The organism is Streptomyces sp. NPDC048612 (genome assembly GCF_043199295.1).
GTDB lineage: Bacteria > Actinomycetota > Actinomycetes > Streptomycetales > Streptomycetaceae > Streptomyces.
Map to the genome: position 1 here is coordinate 1 of NZ_JBICVV010000070.1, position 1099 is coordinate 1099.

Here is a 1099-nt window from a genome sequence, read left to right on the forward strand (position 1 = left end):
AGGCTCGTCGTGCTGCTGGTCTTGTGGCGACGTCTCTTGGCTGGGGTCCGTGGGCGGGTGAGGGTATGGCTGCCACCGGCGAGGTGAGCGATCGTATCGGGCGTGGTGGCATGCGGGCCATGGATTCGGACCGGGCCCTGGACGTGCTGGCCCGTGCGGTCACCGCCGGCCCGGCCTGCCTTGCTGTCGCGGACATCGACTGGGCCACCTTCGCCCCGGCCTACACCGCCGTACGCCCCAACCGGCTCTTCGACCAGCTCCCCGAAGCCACCCGCGCGATGAGCGCCACCGGTGCCGCCACCGAGAGTTCCGGGCTCCAGGAGCACCTGGCCGCGCTCGCCGGCGAGCAGCGGCTGCGTGAACTGCTCGACCTGGTGTGCGCGCAGGCCGCCGCCGTGCTGGGGCACGCGTCGACGCAGGCCGTCCGGCCCGACCGGGCCTTCCGCGAGCTGGGCTTCGACTCGCTCACGTCCATGGAGATGCGCAACCACCTCGGCACCGCCACGGGCCTGAGCCTGCCCGCGACCGTCGTCTTCGACCACCCGACGCCGGAGGAGCTGGCCCGCCACCTGGACGCGGAGCTGAGCGGTGCCATCGCCGAGCGCGGCACCGTCGTCACCGCGCACCAGGTGGACGACGAGCCGATCGCGATCGTCGGCATGGCCTGCCGCTTCCCCGGCGGCGTCGAATCACCCGAGCAGCTCTGGCAGCTGCTCGTCACCGGCGGGGACGGGATCTCTGGCTTCCCGGCGGACCGCAACTGGCAGCTCGACGCGCTCTACGACCCCGACCCCGACAGCCAGGGCACCTCGTACGCGACCGAGGGCGGCTTCCTGCGCGGCGCGGGTGAGTTCGACGCGGAACTGTTCGGGATCTCGCCGCGCGAGGCGCTGGCCATGGACCCGCAGCAGCGCCTCCTCCTTGAGACCTCGTGGGAGGCGTTCGAGCGGGCCGGAGTCAACCCCCGGTCCGTGCGTAACAGCCGCGCCGGTGTCTTCGTGGGCACGAACGGCCAGGACTACGCCTCACTGTTCATCGGCTCGACCGAGGGCGCCGAGGGCTACCTGGCGACGGGTACATCGGCGAGCGTGATCTCGGG

At 72.2% G+C, this 1099-nt stretch carries 1 protein-coding gene; it reads left to right on the forward strand.

Annotation, left to right across the window (positions count from 1 at the left end; all coding sequences use genetic code 11):
- Positions 1-119: 119 nt before the first annotated feature.
- Positions 120-1099 (forward strand): beta-ketoacyl synthase N-terminal-like domain-containing protein (locus ACGFN2_RS35915; protein WP_393367195.1); only part of this gene is annotated, 980 nt, incomplete at its 3' end.